14 protein-coding genes are annotated in these 17,619 nt (G+C 35.7%); 7 read left to right on the forward strand and 7 right to left on the reverse strand.

Annotation, left to right across the window (positions count from 1 at the left end; translation table 11 throughout):
• Positions 1-152: 152 nt before the first annotated feature.
• Positions 153-1,340: a NupC/NupG family nucleoside CNT transporter gene (locus BN999_RS17795; RefSeq protein ID WP_096273661.1), complete on the forward strand. Its 1,188-nt coding sequence runs from the start codon at positions 153-155 to the stop codon at positions 1,338-1,340.
• A gap of 55 nt (positions 1,341-1,395) precedes the next feature.
• On the opposite strand, the gene BN999_RS17800 is transcribed toward BN999_RS17795, so the two are convergent.
• The gene (locus BN999_RS17800) at positions 1,396-2,769 is read right to left on the reverse strand and encodes an MATE family efflux transporter (protein ID WP_096273663.1); all 1,374 of its coding nucleotides are present in this window, start codon (positions 2,767-2,769) and stop codon (positions 1,396-1,398) included.
• A gap of 118 nt (positions 2,770-2,887) precedes the next feature.
• Between BN999_RS17800 and BN999_RS17805 the strand changes: the two genes are divergently transcribed.
• Both BN999_RS17805 and BN999_RS17810 read left to right on the forward strand, forming a co-directional pair.
• Positions 2,888-3,961, forward strand: coding sequence for an undecaprenyldiphospho-muramoylpentapeptide beta-N-acetylglucosaminyltransferase (locus BN999_RS17805; RefSeq protein WP_096273665.1), 1,074 nt, complete (start codon positions 2,888-2,890; stop codon positions 3,959-3,961).
• Positions 3,962-4,076: 115 nt separating this feature from the next.
• Positions 4,077-5,093, forward strand: coding sequence for a DUF3231 family protein (locus BN999_RS17810; RefSeq protein ID WP_096273667.1), 1,017 nt, complete (start codon positions 4,077-4,079; stop codon positions 5,091-5,093).
• Between the two features lie 25 nt (positions 5,094-5,118).
• On the opposite strand, the gene BN999_RS17815 is transcribed toward BN999_RS17810, so the two are convergent.
• Positions 5,119-8,235 (reverse strand): MMPL family transporter, encoded by a 3,117-nt coding sequence (locus tag BN999_RS17815; RefSeq protein ID WP_096273669.1) that lies wholly within the window; start codon positions 8,233-8,235, stop codon positions 5,119-5,121.
• Between the two features lie 15 nt (positions 8,236-8,250).
• A complete protein-coding gene (locus BN999_RS17820; protein WP_255247517.1) occupies positions 8,251-8,733 on the reverse strand; it encodes a MarR family winged helix-turn-helix transcriptional regulator in 483 nt (160 codons plus the stop codon).
• Between the two features lie 575 nt (positions 8,734-9,308).
• Between BN999_RS17820 and BN999_RS17825 the strand changes: the two genes are divergently transcribed.
• The 3 genes from BN999_RS17825 to BN999_RS17835 all read left to right on the forward strand — a co-directional run bounded on the left by BN999_RS17825 (position 9,309) and on the right by BN999_RS17835 (position 12,459).
• Positions 9,309-10,301, forward strand: a complete 993-nt coding sequence (locus BN999_RS17825; RefSeq protein WP_096273673.1) for an ABC transporter substrate-binding protein — start codon at positions 9,309-9,311, stop codon at positions 10,299-10,301.
• 98 nt (positions 10,302-10,399) lie between these two features.
• Positions 10,400-11,251, forward strand: coding sequence for an ABC transporter permease (locus BN999_RS17830; RefSeq protein ID WP_096273675.1), 852 nt, complete (start codon positions 10,400-10,402; stop codon positions 11,249-11,251).
• Complete coding sequence (locus BN999_RS17835) at positions 11,251-12,459, forward strand: quaternary amine ABC transporter ATP-binding protein (RefSeq protein WP_096273677.1); 1,209 nt, start codon at positions 11,251-11,253, stop codon at positions 12,457-12,459. The genes BN999_RS17830 and BN999_RS17835 overlap by 1 nt, the downstream gene beginning before the upstream one ends.
• Positions 12,460-12,570: 111 nt before the next feature.
• On the opposite strand, the gene BN999_RS17840 is transcribed toward BN999_RS17835, so the two are convergent.
• From BN999_RS17840 to BN999_RS17855, 4 genes are all read right to left on the reverse strand, one after another.
• A complete protein-coding gene (locus BN999_RS17840) occupies positions 12,571-13,701 on the reverse strand; it encodes a Ger(x)C family spore germination protein (protein ID WP_096273679.1) in 1,131 nt (376 codons plus the stop codon).
• Positions 13,698-14,813, reverse strand: coding sequence for a GerAB/ArcD/ProY family transporter (locus BN999_RS17845; RefSeq protein WP_096273681.1), 1,116 nt, complete (start codon positions 14,811-14,813; stop codon positions 13,698-13,700). Before BN999_RS17845 ends, BN999_RS17840 begins: the two co-directional genes overlap by 4 nt.
• Before the next feature lie 7 nt (positions 14,814-14,820).
• Positions 14,821-16,341 carry a spore germination protein gene (locus BN999_RS17850; protein WP_096273683.1) on the reverse strand — a complete coding sequence of 507 codons (1,521 nt, stop codon included), beginning with the start codon at positions 16,339-16,341 and terminating at the stop codon, positions 14,821-14,823.
• Between the two features lie 126 nt (positions 16,342-16,467).
• Complete coding sequence (locus BN999_RS17855; RefSeq protein WP_096273685.1) at positions 16,468-17,022, reverse strand: beta-class carbonic anhydrase; 555 nt, start codon at positions 17,020-17,022, stop codon at positions 16,468-16,470.
• Positions 17,023-17,121: 99 nt separating this feature from the next.
• Between BN999_RS17855 and BN999_RS17860 the strand changes: the two genes are divergently transcribed.
• Positions 17,122-17,349 (forward strand): hypothetical protein, encoded by a 228-nt coding sequence (locus BN999_RS17860; protein WP_096273687.1) that lies wholly within the window; start codon positions 17,122-17,124, stop codon positions 17,347-17,349.
• Positions 17,350-17,619: the final 270 nt, after the last annotated feature.

The raw sequence follows: 17,619 nt of genomic DNA on the forward strand, positions 1-17,619 counted from the left end.
GCCTTTATACTGGATTATTATATCTACTTTTGTATAAAATGAAAAACGGAGTCCGTCCACATATAAAAACAATATTTCAAGAATCCTATTATTCAATCACAATTTGGGTATTACTAATAGGGTAATCATTAACTAACTTAGGAGGCACATCTATGAGTATTATTCTCGGTATACTTGCCATCATTGTAGTCATTGGACTTTCATATCTTTTATCCAACAATCGTAAAATCATTAATTTCAAAGGAATTGGGATTATGATTCTGGCTCAACTCCTTACAACGTGGTTCATGTTTTCTACTACGATTGGAGAAGCAATAATTAATGGAATATCAGCTGTTTTTGATAAGTTAATTGAATTTGGTACGGCTGGTGTTAACTTTATACTTGGTGGTGTTATGCGAGGAGAAGGTGGGATATTTTTCTTTGACGTACTTCTACTTATCATCTTTTTCGCAACGATACTACAAGTCCTTACGTATTTAAAGATCTTACCGATTATTATTAAGTATATTGGTGGAATCATCTCTAAAATAACTGGTCTACCAAAAGTTGAATCTTTTAATGCAGTAAATAGTATTTTCTTTGGTCAATCGGAAGCATTACTTGCAGTTCGCTCTCAGTTTCATCATTTAACTGCTAATCGATTGTATATTGTTAGTGCTTCAGCAATGGGGTCTGTATCGGCATCAATTGTTGGGGCTTATATGCAAATGTTGCCGCCGAAATATGTATTAGTTGCGTTACCATTAAATATGTTTAGTGCGTTAATTGTTGCATCTATTATTGCCCCTGTAAAAGTACCAAAAGAAGAAGATAGAGTTGATATTGCGGATGTTTCAAATGAGAAAAGTATATTCGAAGCGATGGGAAATGGAGCTCTAGAAGGTGGAAAAATTGCTTTAATTGTGGGAACGATGCTAGTTGCCTTTATTGCATCACTTGAGCTTATAAACTGGATTATTCAAGCCGTATTTGCTGGGGTAACACTACAGCAAATACTGGGATATATTTTATCTCCTATCGGAATTCTTATGGGAATTCCAACAAGTGAAGTAATTGATGCAGGAAGTATAATGGGAACCAAAATTGTTACAAATGAATTTGTGGCGATGTTAGAATTTCAAGACATGCTAGGTAAAGTTTCCGAAAAAACAACGGGAATAGTAACCGTGTTTTTAACTTCATTTGCAAACTTCTCTTCGATTGGAATAATCGCTGGAACGGTTCAAGGAATTGATCGAGAGAAGGGTGGAGAAGTTTCCGGTTTTGGACTAAAGCTATTGCTGGGTGCAACTCTTGCCTCGATCCTCTCTGCAACAATTGCAGGGTTATTTATCTAAATTTGTAGCACAATATGATGGAGGATTGTCCCACATAAAAAACTCATCTACAATATTACATTGTGGATGAGTTTTGTTGTACTATTAAACGATATTTTTTCTGAATATGCAACAGTCTTATTAATAAGAGTAGAGCACCGAAGCTCAGTCCAGTAATAATTCCAACCCAATAACCAAATGGACCAAGGTTTGTGTGATTTGCTAGGATCCAGCCGGTTGGGAGGCCGATAACCCAATAAGAAATAAGTGCGATTATCAATGTCGTGTTCACATCTTTGTACCCACGCAGTGCTCCTTGAATCGGTGCACCAAAGGCATCAGCAAGCTGGTAAACAATAGCATAGCCGATAAACTGAACGGTTAGCGCTATTACATCTGGATCTCCATTATATAAGCTAGCTACGAAATCATTAAATACATAAAGAATGATACCGTTAAATATAGCAATAAAAATACCACCTGTAATCCCGATATATCCATATAGTTTTGCGTCAACCATCCTTCTTGCTCCGACCTCAAATCCTACTGTAATGGTTAACGCCATTCCCACACTTAATGGAATCATGTATAGTAAAGCTGAGAAGTTCATGGCTGCTTGGTGAGCCGCAATGGTGTTGGTGCTATACTCACTCATTAATAAGGTTACAGCTGAAAAAATACTGGTTTCAAAGAAAATGGCAAAACCAATTGGAATTCCTATCTTTAATTGTTCCAACCAGTCTGAAATCTTTGGTTTAACCCAAGTAGAAAATATCTGATAATCACGAAATGGTTTTAATCGAATTAATATGGCAACTGCAAAAATGCAAATCATCCAATAGGTTAGCGCAGTTGCAATCCCAGCACCAATTCCTCCCATGGCAGGGAGACCAAATTTGCCAAAAATAAAGATATAATTAAAAACGATATTAATAGGCAAGGCAATTAAAATGATAAACATAGAAATTCTAGTTTGGCCTAAAGCATCCATAAAACAACGTAAGGTATTAAAAATAAATAAAGGAATAATCCCAGCACCTAAGGTAATAAGATAGTATTTGGCAATATGTCGTACTTCCATTTCTAAATCCATTGTATTTAGAATAGGATTCAATGCAAATACGCCTAATAAAAGAATAATGCCTGCAAGTCCAATGGATAGGTAAATGGCCTGTTGTACTTTCTTCGCTATGGAAATATTATCTTTAGCACCAAGCAAATGGGCGATTATCGGTGTAATAGCTAATAAGATGCCATTAATTCCGGTAAATACAGGTACCCATAGACTTGAACCAATGGCCACGCCAGCTAAATCCTGTGCACCTGCTCGACCGGACATTACCGTATCAAAGAACGTCATTAGGTTTAAGCTTACCTGAGTAATGAGTATTGGAAAGAATATCATGATAAATAATTTAATCTTTTCTTTTATTGAAGTTGTTTGATACATATATAATGCTTCCTTTTTCTGTTGATTTTTAATAGGATAGAGAGGTAACAGAATTACACATATAGAAGTTATTATACGCTTGATGTTGTGTAATTGGAAAGAGGGGACCACAAAAGTAATGAAAAATAAACGAATACTCTTCACTGGCGGAGGAACTGCGGGCCATGTGATTGTTAATCTAGCATTAATTCCTGTTTTCCAACGTGAAGGATGGGAAATTGATTATATTGGTTCGAAAAATGGAATTGAACGTGATTTAATAGAACAATTAGAAGATGTTACTTATTATCCAATTTCTACAGGTAAGTTACGACGGTATATGTCGTTAGAGAACCTAAAGGATCCATTTAAAGTAGTGAAGGGAACACTTCAAGCTTGGAGAATTATTGGGAAGCGAAAACCATCTGTGATTTTCTCAAAAGGAGGATTCGTGTCAGTTCCAGTTGTTCTAGCTTCGAAAATGCGTGGTGTTTCTGCAGTAATTCATGAATCAGATTATACTCCTGGCTTAGCGAATAAGTTAGCCATTCCTTTTTCAAAAAAAGTACTAGCAACTTTTCCAGAGACTTTGGAATACTTACCTGAGAATAAAGCCGAGTATGTTGGAGCAGTTATTCGGGAGGAGTTATTTCAGGGGGATAAAGGGAAGGGTCTTGCGTTATGTGGATTCCAAAATCATAAACCCGTACTTCTAATTATGGGCGGGAGTGGTGGTTCCCAAAAAATTAATGAAACAGTTCGTCAAAGCTTGGATGAATTACTAACCCAGTTTCAAATCGTTCATATTTGTGGAAATGGAAAAATTGACAACTCAATTCAAAGAGAGGGCTATATTCAATTTGAGTATGTCAACGAGGAATTAAAAGATATCTTTGCTGCCACCAATTTTGTCTTATCACGTGCAGGTTCTAATGCTATCTTTGAATTTCTGGCTTTGCATATTCCTATGTTATTAATTCCACTCTCGAGAGAAGCTAGTAGAGGAGATCAAATTATTAATGCTAAATCCTTCCGTGAAAAGAACTATGCCAGGGTACTAGAAGAAGAGGAATTAACGGAAGAAAAGCTTGTGAAAGAACTTGAAAAATTAGTACAGCAAGCACCAGTAATAGTAGACAAAATGAAAAGATATCACAGTGAGAAATCACGCGACCGAGTAGTACAGATTATAAAAGAATCTACAAAATATTAGATGGAGAATGTTCTTGTTTCATAATCGAAGCAAGAACATTTTTAATTCCTGCTGATAAATATGGCAAAGATAGGAAACAATAAAACTAGCTATGATACTGCTTAGGAGGAACAACATGTCATCTAATATTAGATTAACATCAGGAGAGATTGCCTCACTTTGGACAAATTATATGAATGATAGTATGTCTAAATTGATCTTAAATTTTATGATAAAAGATATTAAGGATAATGAAATACTCCCAATTGTTCAGTACGCACGTGACATGTCTAATGCACATTTGAATGATTTTACAAAAATATTCGAAGTAGAAGAATTTGCAATCCCAAAGGCTTTTGGGGAAGAAGATGTTAATATGGAAGCACCTTGGCTATACACGGATACTTTTTGTTTAACATATGTGAACCATATGGCAAGAGTGGGGATGATTGCATATACTGGTTTCCTTACCATGTGCACGAGACAGGATATACGTGATTTTTATACGCAAGCCTTAAAAATGACAACTGAACTATATAATCGGACATTGGATCTCCAACTTGTAAAAGGAATTAATGCAAGACATCCTAACATTACGGTACCAAAGGAAACGGATTTTGTTGATAGTAAGGATTATTTAAGTGGTCTAAATCCTTTTCACGAGAAGCGACCATTGAATGCAATAGAGATTTCTTATCTGTATATGAATATTATGACCAATTCATTAGGAATGAAAATTTGTTTATCTTATGCGCAAACTTCCCCAAATAAAGAAGTGCAGGAGTATATGTTGAGGGGAAAAGAGATAGCCAAAAAACATATAAAACTATTTGTCGATATATTAATGGACAATGACATTGATGCCCCGAGATTGCCAGATATTGCGGTAAGTGATTCTACCACATGGACATTTTCCGATAAAATGATGATGTTTCAGGTGTCCTTGTTAATGCAGGCTGGGATAGGAAATTATGCAACAGCAGCAGCAGCTAGTCAACGGAGTGATCTAATGATTAACTATGAGAGGTTATCATTAGAGGTTGCGAGGTATTCGAAAAGTGGTGCAGATATCATGATAAAAAATAGTTGGCTTGAGCAACCACCGGGTACCAATAATCGAAATCAATTAGCTAGAAAAAAAGAAGAAAGCTAAAAGTTAGCTTTCTTCTAATTGTAGTTTAGTGAGTACGACGGAACGGCCACCAATTAGCTTTTCCGAATAGTTTTACCATAACTGGTATGAATAAAGGTAACATTACGAAAGCATATAGTGCTAACCCAACTAATACAACTGTCGCAATTTGTAAAATGGATAATACGCCAGATGGGAGCATCGCCCCAAAAGTACCACCTAGGATAACTGCTGCCGAGATAATAACTGTTCCCATTTTCTTCATCGAAGTAATCATGGCTTCCTTAATATTCACATCGCGATATTCATTAAAGCGGTCCATTAAGAAAATACTGTAATCAATACCGAGTGCAGTTAACATAACAAAGGCAAAGAATGGTACGGCCCATGTTAACCCATCATAACCCATAATATTAACAAAGATAATTTCACTGATTGCCATGGATGTGAAATAAGTTAATACTAGTGAACCAATTAGATAGATAGGCATAATAATGGAACGTAGTAAAATTATTAAGATGATGAAGATACCAATGATCATATATAATACAGTTTTTGAATAATCCTCATCTGAAACATTTTGAAGGTCATTATTGGTACTACTAATCCCGCCTAGTAAGGCTTCACTATTTTCAAAAATAGTATTTTGTTTTACCTCATCTGCCTTCTCACGGATGGAATCAACCATTGTTAATGCCTCTGTTGAATAAGGGTTATATTCAAGAATTACTTCAAATTTGGCTATGGTCTTATCTTCGGAAAGGTACATATTAGCACCTTCCATAAACGCTTCATTTTCTAAGGCTTCCTCTGGAATCATGACAATTGGATTATTTTCGTCAGTTTCGATTTCGGATAGATACCCTTGCACCTCTGATAATCCATTTCCAATTTGTTGTAGCCCATTTGCACCCTCTGTTAATCCTGATGATAATTGTCCAAGTTGGTCTTGCATTTCCTGGAATGCCGATTTTAATTGTTCCTGGCCACCATACATTTCGGATAAACCTTCCTGTAGGCTAGGTATATTAGTAACAACTTTGTCTTGACCATCTGCTGCTTGATTTAAACCTGACTCCAGTTCACCAACTCCAGCGATTAAATCACCAATTCCTGCAGAAAGTTGTTCTTGTGCGGAAATAGATTTTGCTAAATTAAACTGCTCATTCTTTTCGTTAAGCGCATTGAATGGAGCAATAACTTGTGTTTCCATAAGTTGTTGAATGCCAGATAGCGGCTCAACTTGTTTAGATATATTTTCTAACGTAACGTATGCAGTCATAAAATCCTGATCTTTCTCTAAATCGGGATGATTCGAAAGGACAGTACTTAGACTACTGTACACTTGATTTATTATGCTTGGCAGTTGACTTAGACTATCAAATTGTTGACTGTTTATGTCTGATAACCCTTGGGCTAATTGCTGATATCCATTTAGTAGTTCTTTATTACCGGCAATCGTTTGATCTAAATTATCTTTAATGGTTTGTAAGTTCTCCTTAACTTCACCTGCACCCATAGCACCAGACTCAATACCATTTTCAATTTGCTCTAATGCAGCTTGGATATCACTCACTCCGGTACGAGCAGCTTCTGTTCCGTCAAGTAATTGGTCAACTCCGTCTTTTGCTTCCTCTAACTGTGGTCCTGATTCTTCTAATTTACTAGAAGCTTCTTGTAAGCCACTTTGTACTTCTGTTATTCCGTCTGTACTCTTACCAACACCATCAGCTAGCTGACCAGTGAAGGTATCCACTTTAAAGTCTTCAATAATGGAACCGGTTGGTCTGGTTGCACTTCTCACTTGTTCTACTCCATTTAATTTTGCAAGTGATTCGGCAATCCGTTCCATTTGCTGGAACTCTTCTGCGGTGTCGATTGGATTTTCTGATTCCAATACGACTGTAGTTGGCATTGTTTGTCCTGGTCCAAAGCTATCAGAAATATAGTTAAATCCTTTCACTGATTTATAAGAATCTCCTATTTCTTCAAGTGAGTTATAGGATTTATCACCATCATAGCTTACTAGAGCAGGGACAACTATTACAGCAACAATCAGTAGAGCAATTAGTGGTCTTGCCCATGCGAATGTTCCAACAGTACCCCATAATTTACTCTCTTTATGAGAAACCGATTTATCAAATGGCCAGAATAACTTTTTCCCTAGAACAACTAAGAAAAATGGTACTAATGTTGCAAGGGCAATTAGTACAACCGCAACACCAACTGCTACAGCTACTGCTGATTGATAGAGGGAGAAGGTTGAAAGTCCAATGGTAGAGAAACCTATTAGTACAGCAATACCTGCATAGAGAATCGTTTTACCGCTTGTTTTGTACGTGCGGATGACAGCATCTTTAATGGAAGTACCACCTGCAAGTTCCTCTTTAAATCTACTAATCAATAAAATACAATAATCGGTTCCAATTCCAAACATAACGGCAACCATGAATATTTGTGTGAAGGTCGAAAGAGGAAAATCAACCTTATCTGCCAAGATGGATACAATCCCTTGTGCAGCCAAATATGAAATACCGACTGTTAATAACGGAATAAATGGAGCTACAAAGGATTTAAATACAATAAATAGAATAACGAGAATTAAGCCTACTGTAATAATTTCTGTTTTCTTTAACCCTTCTTCAGAGTTGGTAATAATATCCTGGGAAATAAATGCTTCACCAGTAAGATAGTGCTCCACATCAATACTCTCAAGTGTTGAATATATAGTCTCACGAGCTTCATCAATGTCTTGATTTTCTAATGATACCTGAAAAGGAACAATAATAGTTTTGTCATCAGATGATACAGTTTGTTCTTCAATGGCAGGATCATCCATAAAACTAAGGATATTAGAGATGCCTAGTGCCTCACTCTTTTCCTCTAAAATCGAAATGGACTCGGCTACTTTTTCTCTTTCTGCGCTATCAAAACTATCAGCCTCGTGAAAAACAAGAACGGCACTAGTTTGATTGCCTTTTTGATTTTCTTGCATCGATTCTAGTAATTGTTGTGCTTGGACAGATGGTGAATCCTCTGGCGCAGCAATTTGTCCTTTTTCTCTAACAAGATCTTGCAGATTTGGTGCAAATACAAATAATGAAACAGCTGCACCAATCCACAATACAGCAATCAACCATCTGAAGCGGATGATATGTTTCATACGTAATCTCTCCCTTTATTCATCATTCATTATCTTTGCTAGCTTCTCTAGTGATTGAATGAATGTGTAGATTTCATCTTTTTCAAAGTTCTTTAAATAATCCCCTAGTACTTCATATAGAGCTTTTTCTGTATAATTCACGAAATTAACTCCTTTTTCTGTTACGTGGAGATAAACAACACGGCGATCTTCTTCATCACGTTCTCTTTCAATTAGTTCTTTATCGACTAAACGATTTATTTGCGCTGTTACAGCACTTTTCCCAATGCCAAATTCATTCGCAACATCCGTACTAGTACATTTTGCGTTTTTAATAATGTAATGCAACGTGGAGAATTGATCCGTTGTGATATCGGAATGTATTTTATCTTTTAGGATGAGATTAACCCGACGATAAACTTGGTTAATCGCAGTTTGATATCGTTCGATAAGCTCTTTTAATTCCATTGAAATATGGGCACCCCCAAACATAAATAGTTCATCTATTAAATAGTTCACCTTGTGAACTATATTATCATAACAGGATATTTAGAATGTCGCAATTATTATTTCCAATTATTTTTAGTTTAACAGGGGTGAGGATTGGGTAAGTATCATTATGAATTGATAAGGAGATGATAATCCAAAGAATTAATTACAAACAGATTACATGCAAAGTAAATGATGCAACTGATAATTGAAAATGATGGAGTCTCGCCATTATTAAATACTAAGAATTCGAGAGTTATATGGAGGATTATAGGTAATAAAGCTAGATAGATAAGTTTTATTATAGTAGAGGGTGGATTCTCATAGATAATCTTCGAATATTCCTCTATACGTAGTTTGATAGATTTTAAATTGTTCTGTAACATTAAATGTGTTGCGTTTATGAAAAACCCTTTCTTAACCCCCAAATAAATCAATTACTATTCTTCATACATATCGTGTTCTTTTTACCAATAAACATATTAGCGCTAATTTTTTTACAATGTATGTGCAATCAATTTTTGGATTATTGGGAATTTTTATGGGAAGGTTTTATCATGAATATCTTGGGAAGGTAATTTATTTTAACAAAAGGAGATTTATGGATGAAAAAAATAGGTGTTGCATTAATTATAGGTTTTCTAATTATATTATCAGCCTGTAGTTCGGAGTCTAGTGGGGACTTAGAAACTATTGTACTAGCAGATGCTGGTTGGGACAGTATTCGTGTTCACAACAGCATTGCTCAAACAATTATTGAGGAAGGTTTTGGTTATAAAACAGAGGTTACTTCTGGTTCCACAGCAGCAACCGTTCAAGGTTTGCGCCAAGGCGATATAAATGTATATATGGAAATTTGGACAGACAATATTAAAGAAGTATATGAAGAAGCAACCGAAGCAGGAGATTTTGAAACGGTTTCTGTTAACTTTGATGATAATGAACAAGGGCTATATGTTCCTACTTATGTAATTGAGGGGGATGAAGAAAGAGGGATTGAGCCCGTAGCCCCTGATTTAAAAACAGTAGAGGATTTGAAAAAGTATCCAGATGTCTTTGCTGATCCAGAAGATCCAGGGCGTGGACGTATTCTTAATGCTCCAAGTGGCTGGGCTGTAGCAGACGCAATTAATGCGAAGTTTGAAGCATACGGTTTAGATGAAACGATGAATAACTTTATGCCTGGTTCAGATGCTGCAGCAGTAGCTGATCTAGTAGACAAATACGAGGCTGGTGAGCCATGGGTTGGCTATTATTGGTCACCAACTGCTATAACAGCAAAGTATAATTTAACATTACTAGAAGAACCGGCCTATGAAGAGGAAGTTTGGAATGAAACAAAAGCAACAGAATTTCCTCCAAATGATGTAGTAGTTGCTGTTCATAAAGATTTTCCAGAACAAGCACCAGATGTTTATGATTTCTTAAGTAACTATGAAACTAGCAGTGCACTAACAGAGGAAGCATTAAATTATATGGATGAAAATGGTGCTGAACCGGAAGAGGCTGCAATTTGGTGGATGGAGCAACATGAGGATATTTGGACTAGCTGGGTAGATGAGGAAATCGCTGAAAAGGTAAAAGATGCTTTAAAGTAATGAACGTTTAGCGGCTGGCCTGTTTGGTTAGCTGCTTTTCTTTCCTTTAATTTAAATGATAAAAGAGAGGTGAAGGGCTGTTATTAGGCAGCCTAACTATGGGAAGTTTTCCTGATATACGAACAAACTTAGGTGATTATGTTAAACAATTTGTTGATTTCTTAGATACAACATTAGAAGGATTTTTTGATTTTATTTTTTTCATTTCTTCCAGAACCATTAATTTTTTAGATGATTTATTAGTTACCATGCCTTGGTGGTGTTTTGTACTTATCATTTTCCTGTTAGGATGGTATTTTAAATCCGTGTTCTCTGGGATATTATATAGTTTATTTATTTTCCTAATTGGAAGTTTTGGATTATGGGAAGACATGATGACAACAATAGCTATTATATTAACCGCAGTTATTATCTGTCTATTAATCGGTATACCAGTTGGTATTTGGATGGCATTTAGTAAAGGTTTTTCAAATGTGATGCGCCCATTACTTGATGCGATGCAGACCATGCCAAGTTTTGTTTATCTCATACCTGCAATCTTCTTCTTTGGATTAGGTAATGTTTCTGCGATTTTTGCCACTTTAATATATGCCTTGCCTCCGGTCATTCGTTTAACAGAGCTTGCAATTCGTGGTGTGGATCAGGAAGTGATTGAATCGGCTCAATCTTTTGGTTCTTCAAGAGGACAGATGCTTAGAAAGGTACAGTTGCCTCAAGCACTTCCTACTATTATGGCAGGTGTTAACCAAACAACAATGATGGCACTTTCCATGGTTGTTATTGCTTCCATGGTAGGAGCAAAAGGGCTTGGAGAGCAAGTGCTTGTTTCTATAAACCGTATTGATATTGCTTTAGGATTTGAAGCGGGGATCAGTATTGTATTTTTAGCCATTATTATTGACCGGGTTACAAATGGAATTGCAGCTAAGTTCCAAAGGGGGATTAAATAATGGAAACGAAGATTAAAATTGATCATGTCTCCAAAATATTTGGACCAAAACCGAAATCGGTAATTCCATTAATTAAAGAAGGAAAAACAAAAAATGAAATCCTAGCGGAGACAGGACATACGGTTGGAGTTTATGATGCTTCCTTTGATATTAAGAAGGGGGAAGTCTTTGTCATAATGGGATTGTCTGGCAGTGGGAAGTCTACCTTAATTCGTTGCTTCAATTTATTGAACAAACCTACAGACGGTTCAATTTATATTGATGGCGAGGATATAGTAACATATAAAAAGCAAGATCTAAAAAAAGTTAGACAAGAAAAAATAGCAATGGTTTTCCAACACTTTGGCTTGTTTAGTCATCGTACCATCTTAGCAAATGTGGAGTATGGGTTAGAAATACGTGGCGTGTCAAAAGACGAACGCCGAGCGATAGCACTTAAAAATATTGAAATAGTAGGATTGAAAGGGTATGAGGATAAGTATCCAGATGAACTCTCTGGCGGAATGCAACAGCGTGTTGGTCTTGCTCGCGCACTTGCAAATGATCCAGATATCCTGTTAATGGATGAACCATTTAGTGCGCTTGATCCGCTTATTAGACGTGAGATGCAGCTTGAGCTTTTAGATATCCAAGACCGTTTACAGAAGACCATTATTTTTATCACGCATGATGTCAATGAAGCGTTTAAGTTAGGGGACCGAGTTGCGGTTATGAAAGATGGTCATGTTGTCCAGGTTGGAACACCGGAAGAAATTATTGAGTCACCGGCAAATCATTATATTTCTGAGTTTATTAAGGACATTGATCGTTCCAAAGTATTCCAGGCAGAGCATATCATGATTAAGCCAAATGCCTTAGTGTCATTAAAGGATGGACTAAATGTAGCGATTAAGGAAATGGAAGAGAATGGGATTTCTAGCGTATTTGTAGTGGATCGTGGGCGTAGAGTAAAAGGAATTGTTACGATAGATGATGCTATTCAGGCGAAGAAAGAACAAAAATCCTTATCGGATATATTACGTGATGATTATGCTGTTGTAGAAAAAGAGGAGTATATTAATGATTTGATTCCGAAAGCATTAGAGTCGAAATATCCGTTAGCAGTAGTAAATGATGAAGATAAATTAATTGGTTTTATTCTACGGGTTCATGTACTTTCTGGATTGGTTTCAGATGATATAGAAGAAAGTAATGAGTATTATTATTAAGTAAATAGAGATAGATACAGACTAAGAATATTTGTCTAGAACAACTTGAAAGGGCATGTGGAATCAAGCTAGATTTCATATGCCCTTTCTGTTTTACAATATTGAACGTTTCTATCTATTCACAGTACCGTGGCGGATAATATTGACGTTGACATTAAAATTTGAATGTATGGTAGGGAAACTTTTATCCCATTCCTTATCTGACAATTTACCACCCTTCTTTTTTATACGGTACTTCTCTCCATAACCGAAAACATCGGTATTCACTTCTTTTAAGTAACTAAAGATTTCCTCGTATCGGGATGTTATGACCTTTTCTATTTCTTGTTCTAGTTTTTTCAAAGCTTTAGCATCATCTAATTTATATTCTCTTGATATTTCTAACAGACTTAATTCAATCTTTATGTTGGTATCGAAGTGAAGTTTATCTTTGTCCGTCAGTTGAATATCTCCAGTTCCTTTTTCAATTAACAGGACTATTTTTAATTGTTCTTCACCTCCATTACCATGTATTAAGTACTTTTCTACGCTATCTGTTGGAATTTCTATTTCTATGAGCTCTTCCTGTGTCAACCCCTCAATAATAGTAAAGTAATACTCATCCTTAATCGGCAATTGCCCTTTCATTTTGTCATCTTTGAAGAGCGCAATACCTGTAATTACTGGAGTTTCTTCCCTTAGACCAATAATAGGTAGGATTGGATCTATTCCTTCATCATTTATAATTCTAGCGAATTTTTGTAGAGATACTTCTGGGAAGAGTCTTTGTTCAGCACCAGGTTGAACAAGGCCATGAAGAAATTCACCTACGTTAGTCGAAATATGTTCTTCTTGGGTATGTAAGATTTCTCTACTGTTATCTTCTGTTACTGCTAAACGTACAGTATCGGGAATATTTGCATCTCTTTTAAGGGTATCAATATACGATTTTAGGCCATCTTCTGCTAGTTCCCTACTATACATTTCTAACTCTAACTTTCCTGGAACTAATTCTTGACTAACTTTTTTTCCTGCATCTTCTACTGCTCCTTTAATCGTACTGCCAACACCTGAAACTATTATGGTAGGTTTAGTAGAATTTGCTTGAAATTGTAATACAGACATAGTAATCTCAATGTCATTATTGTCTGCTCGATCCACTCCACGGGAAGTGATAATTCCAAGATCTTCTAACTGGAAGGTCTGAACACAACTAGATAAGAAAAGTATCATTGACAGAATCATCAAAGTGATTTTTCTCATGATGCGTTGTCCCCTCCTTGACTCTTCCGTTTCTTCTTGATTAACACGATTGGAAGGAGTAGTAGTGGGTATATATAAACTACCCAAAAACTAATCCTAGCAATCGTGTCCGTAAGTTTCGTAATCTGATAATCAAAGTGAAAAAAATTGACTACGATTAGAATAATGCCTGCAAAGATATAGTGGGTCTTTCTTTGTTGAAAATTATATAGACGTTTTATACCATAAGCAATTGCCCACATAAGTAATACTAAATTTGGGATTATCACCATAATCCATGTAATAACTACTATATAATCTAAACGTTCTAAGAATGTAAAAGAGGCACTCTTAACAAGTATCAATAAAGCCCAGTCAATATTTTTTAATCCTAATGCACTAAAGTAACCTATTGAAATCATCGTAATTAAAATAAAAATTATGGTTGTGAAAGTCAGACCAAGATAAACCGGAAGTTTTGCCTTCTGTTTATCCTTGATAAATGGATAAATAAACATTAATATCTCAAACCCTGAAAACGTGTAAGCAGTTGCTTTGGCACCCTTTAATAAATCAGGTAAAGGAGTTTGGAACATTGGAAGATAGTTATACATATTGAGTCGTAATAATGGATCGTAAAGTACTACTAGTAGTGAAATTGTAATGATAAAAAATACGAACGTCACACCTACAACAACTCTTATACCTCCCAAAACAGTATAAAGAGCTAAAATCAGTATGAGTGATGTAATAATCCAATTCGGTAGACCATGGTATAAAAAGATTTGAATAACCTGGATATAGGTCATCAGAATGGAAAGAAAGCTCCCGGCCAAGAACAAGATGAGGATGGTCCCCATTAATTTACCTAACCAGTTTCCGAATAAGTCAATATGAATACCATAGTAATCTGCATTCTCATATTGCTGCAATATCATAAACATAGCCCCTACAACAATGCATATAAACAAAAAACCAATAAGAATTGCTAACCACGAGTCGCGTTCTGCCTCCAAGAATACAAACCTTGGTGCTCCTATGATCCCAACACCTATTTGAACACCTGCAATAATAAAAAACAGATAAAAGGCCCGTATCTGGAGATTTGATTTAACTGTTACATTAATATCCATATTTCACCTACTCATCAATATCACGTTTTTGTTTAGCATCTTTTTTATTAAAGCGGAGTAAATCTTTTGGACGATACGACTTTGCACGCTTCGATACAAAGCTGAAGGGTGTTCTAAAAAATACTTTGTTAAAGTCTGCTAATCGTAACGGATAAATTGGAACTAGATATGGTCGTCCTAATGATGTTAAGCGTAAAACGTGAATGATTAGCCAACATAAACCAAATACGATTCCAGCTAAACCCAGTAAACCTGCCAAAATTATAAGTGGGAAGCGAATTAATCGTATTGTAGTTCCAAATAAATAGCTAGGAGTAGTAAATGAAGATAGTGCACTCATAGCAACCACGATAATTAGGATATTACTTGTTAGTCCTGCCTCTACTGCTGCTTGCCCAATTACTATACCACCCACAATACCCATTGTTTGACCTACCTTGGTTGGCAATCTAGCACCGGCTTCACGCAAGAGCTCTATTAAGAATTCCAATAATAATGCCTCAAATATTGGTGGGAAAGGTACTGCTGCTCTTGATTGTCCAATGGATATAAGTAACTGACTTGGTATAATAGCATACTGATACGTCGCTGCAGCAACATAAGTAGGTGTAACTAAAATCGAAAAAATCATTGCCAAAAATCGCAAAATACGTAGAAATGAACCAGCTTGCCATCTCATATAAAGATCTTCTGTTGATTCTAAGAAACTAAACAGCGTTGCAGGAGCAGTAAAAGAAGTTGGGCTTCCGTCTACTAAGACTCCTATTTTTCCTCTTGTGACATTATAAGCAAGCCGGTCAGGTAATTCCGTCTCATCGAACTGGGGGAAAAGGTTCATTTGGGAGTCCTCTAAGTATTGTTTTAAAACAATTGTACCTTCAATTTGATCAACATCTAACTCTTGTATCCGTTGACGCATTGTATTGACATCATCTTCATTTGCAATAGACTTCATGTAGACAATTCTTACTTCCCGAGGGGCTTGAGTACCTACTGTGAATTTTTCAAATACAAGGTCTGTTGAATTGATTTGCCATCTAATTACGTTCATATTTATTAGGATGGATTCTGAGAATGCAATCTTAGAACCGAGAACGAGAGATTCTGTTTCAGCCTTTTCAACCGAACGGGTTTCTTTCATGGAAAATGGATAAGCTAGCACGGCTTTTTCCATTTCTATATATATAAATACAAAACCAATAATTAATTTCTTATGTATGTCCTCTATTGTGTTGGTACTGGTTCCGGAACTATATGGAAGTTCATTTAGTAAATTTTTGTTTGTAAGATCTATTTCTGGATTTAGATCAACTAATGGTTCAATTATTTGCCCTAATTTATTACCCTCAATTAAATAATCAATATAAAATACTGCAACTTTTTTCTTGTTTACTGTATACTTGGTAAACTTTAAGTCGTCATGATAATTAAATTTTTCTTTGAAGAATTTCTCTAATGCATCTACCTTTAACGGGAATATATTTGTTTCACTTTGGTTAGTTTTTTCCGTTTTCTTTCTTCTCCACATATGAACCTCCAAGGATAAAGCTACTCAGAGTTAGTATGTGTATGAATGGAAAAAATATAAGCAATCGCTATTAATTGGGAAACTAAAAAGACGAGCACTAATATGCTCGTCTCATCTTACTATCTATTAATCGCCTCTTGTGACGACATCTACTTTACCTGTTCCTGGATCAATTACTAATCCATGCACTTTTACATATGGTGGTAGTAAAGGGTGATTTCGAATCACATTAACACTTTGGATAACTGACTCTTCCACGGTTTCAAATCCATGAAATTCATAATCAAAATCAATGCCCGCATGTTCCAACGTTTTAATTGTTTCCGTGTCAATCCCTTTTTGTATCATTTTATTCGTGAGTTCTTTCGTATCCACTCGTGACATACCACAATCATGATGACCAATAACCGTTACTTCTTCAGCTTGTAATTCAAAGATAGCAACAAGAATCCCTTTCATAATACTATCGAAAGGTTTACGGATAATAGCACCTGCATTTTTGACCATTTTCACATCACCATTTTCGATGTTCAAAGCCCGGTGTAACAGTTCAACTAAACGAGATTCCATACAAGTAAAGATAACCATTTTCTTGTTAGGGATGCTATCAGTAGCATACTTTTCATATTCTTTTCCTTCAACAAACTTTTCATTAAAGGCAAGCATATCATCAAGATGCATATTTTTCCACTCCTTTTAACTTAAGATACCCCATAAAAAACTATAGCAGTAATCGAACAATATATAAAATAAAAAATAATTATTGGGGGAGGGGAATCGATGAGTAACAATGTACGAATTTGTAAATTATGTAAAAATACTATGTCTTACAGTGCTTTTTACATGTGCAACAGTTGTCTACGTGAGCTTGATCAGGTAAGTGCTTATATAAAAAAACATCCCTATGCACCATTAGAAGAAATTTCACAAGAAACAAGCCTTACACTTGATTGTGTTGAACGGACCATCGAGTTCTTCCGGCAATCTAATACATCCATGAAACATTGAAATGTTAGAAAACTATTTATTTTTAATAAATGTATTGACTTCTTATTTTTACCAATTTATAATGATGAGGTATTTAAAAAACGTAAAGGAGGGCATGAAAATGGAAAACGTAATTGTAAAAGGAATTGGATACAACTTTATATTTCATGTGACCTCTGATAAGCGGAGAAGTGTGTTCTAAAAATCAGTACATAATTCTATTGTTTATTAAAGGTCACCATGTGCTGTGGCCTTTTTGTAATATATGGGGGATTTATATCAATTTTCCGG

The organism is Paucisalibacillus globulus (assembly GCF_900184735.1).
In the GTDB taxonomy this organism is placed as follows: Bacteria; Bacillota; Bacilli; order Bacillales; family Amphibacillaceae; genus Ornithinibacillus; species Ornithinibacillus globulus_B.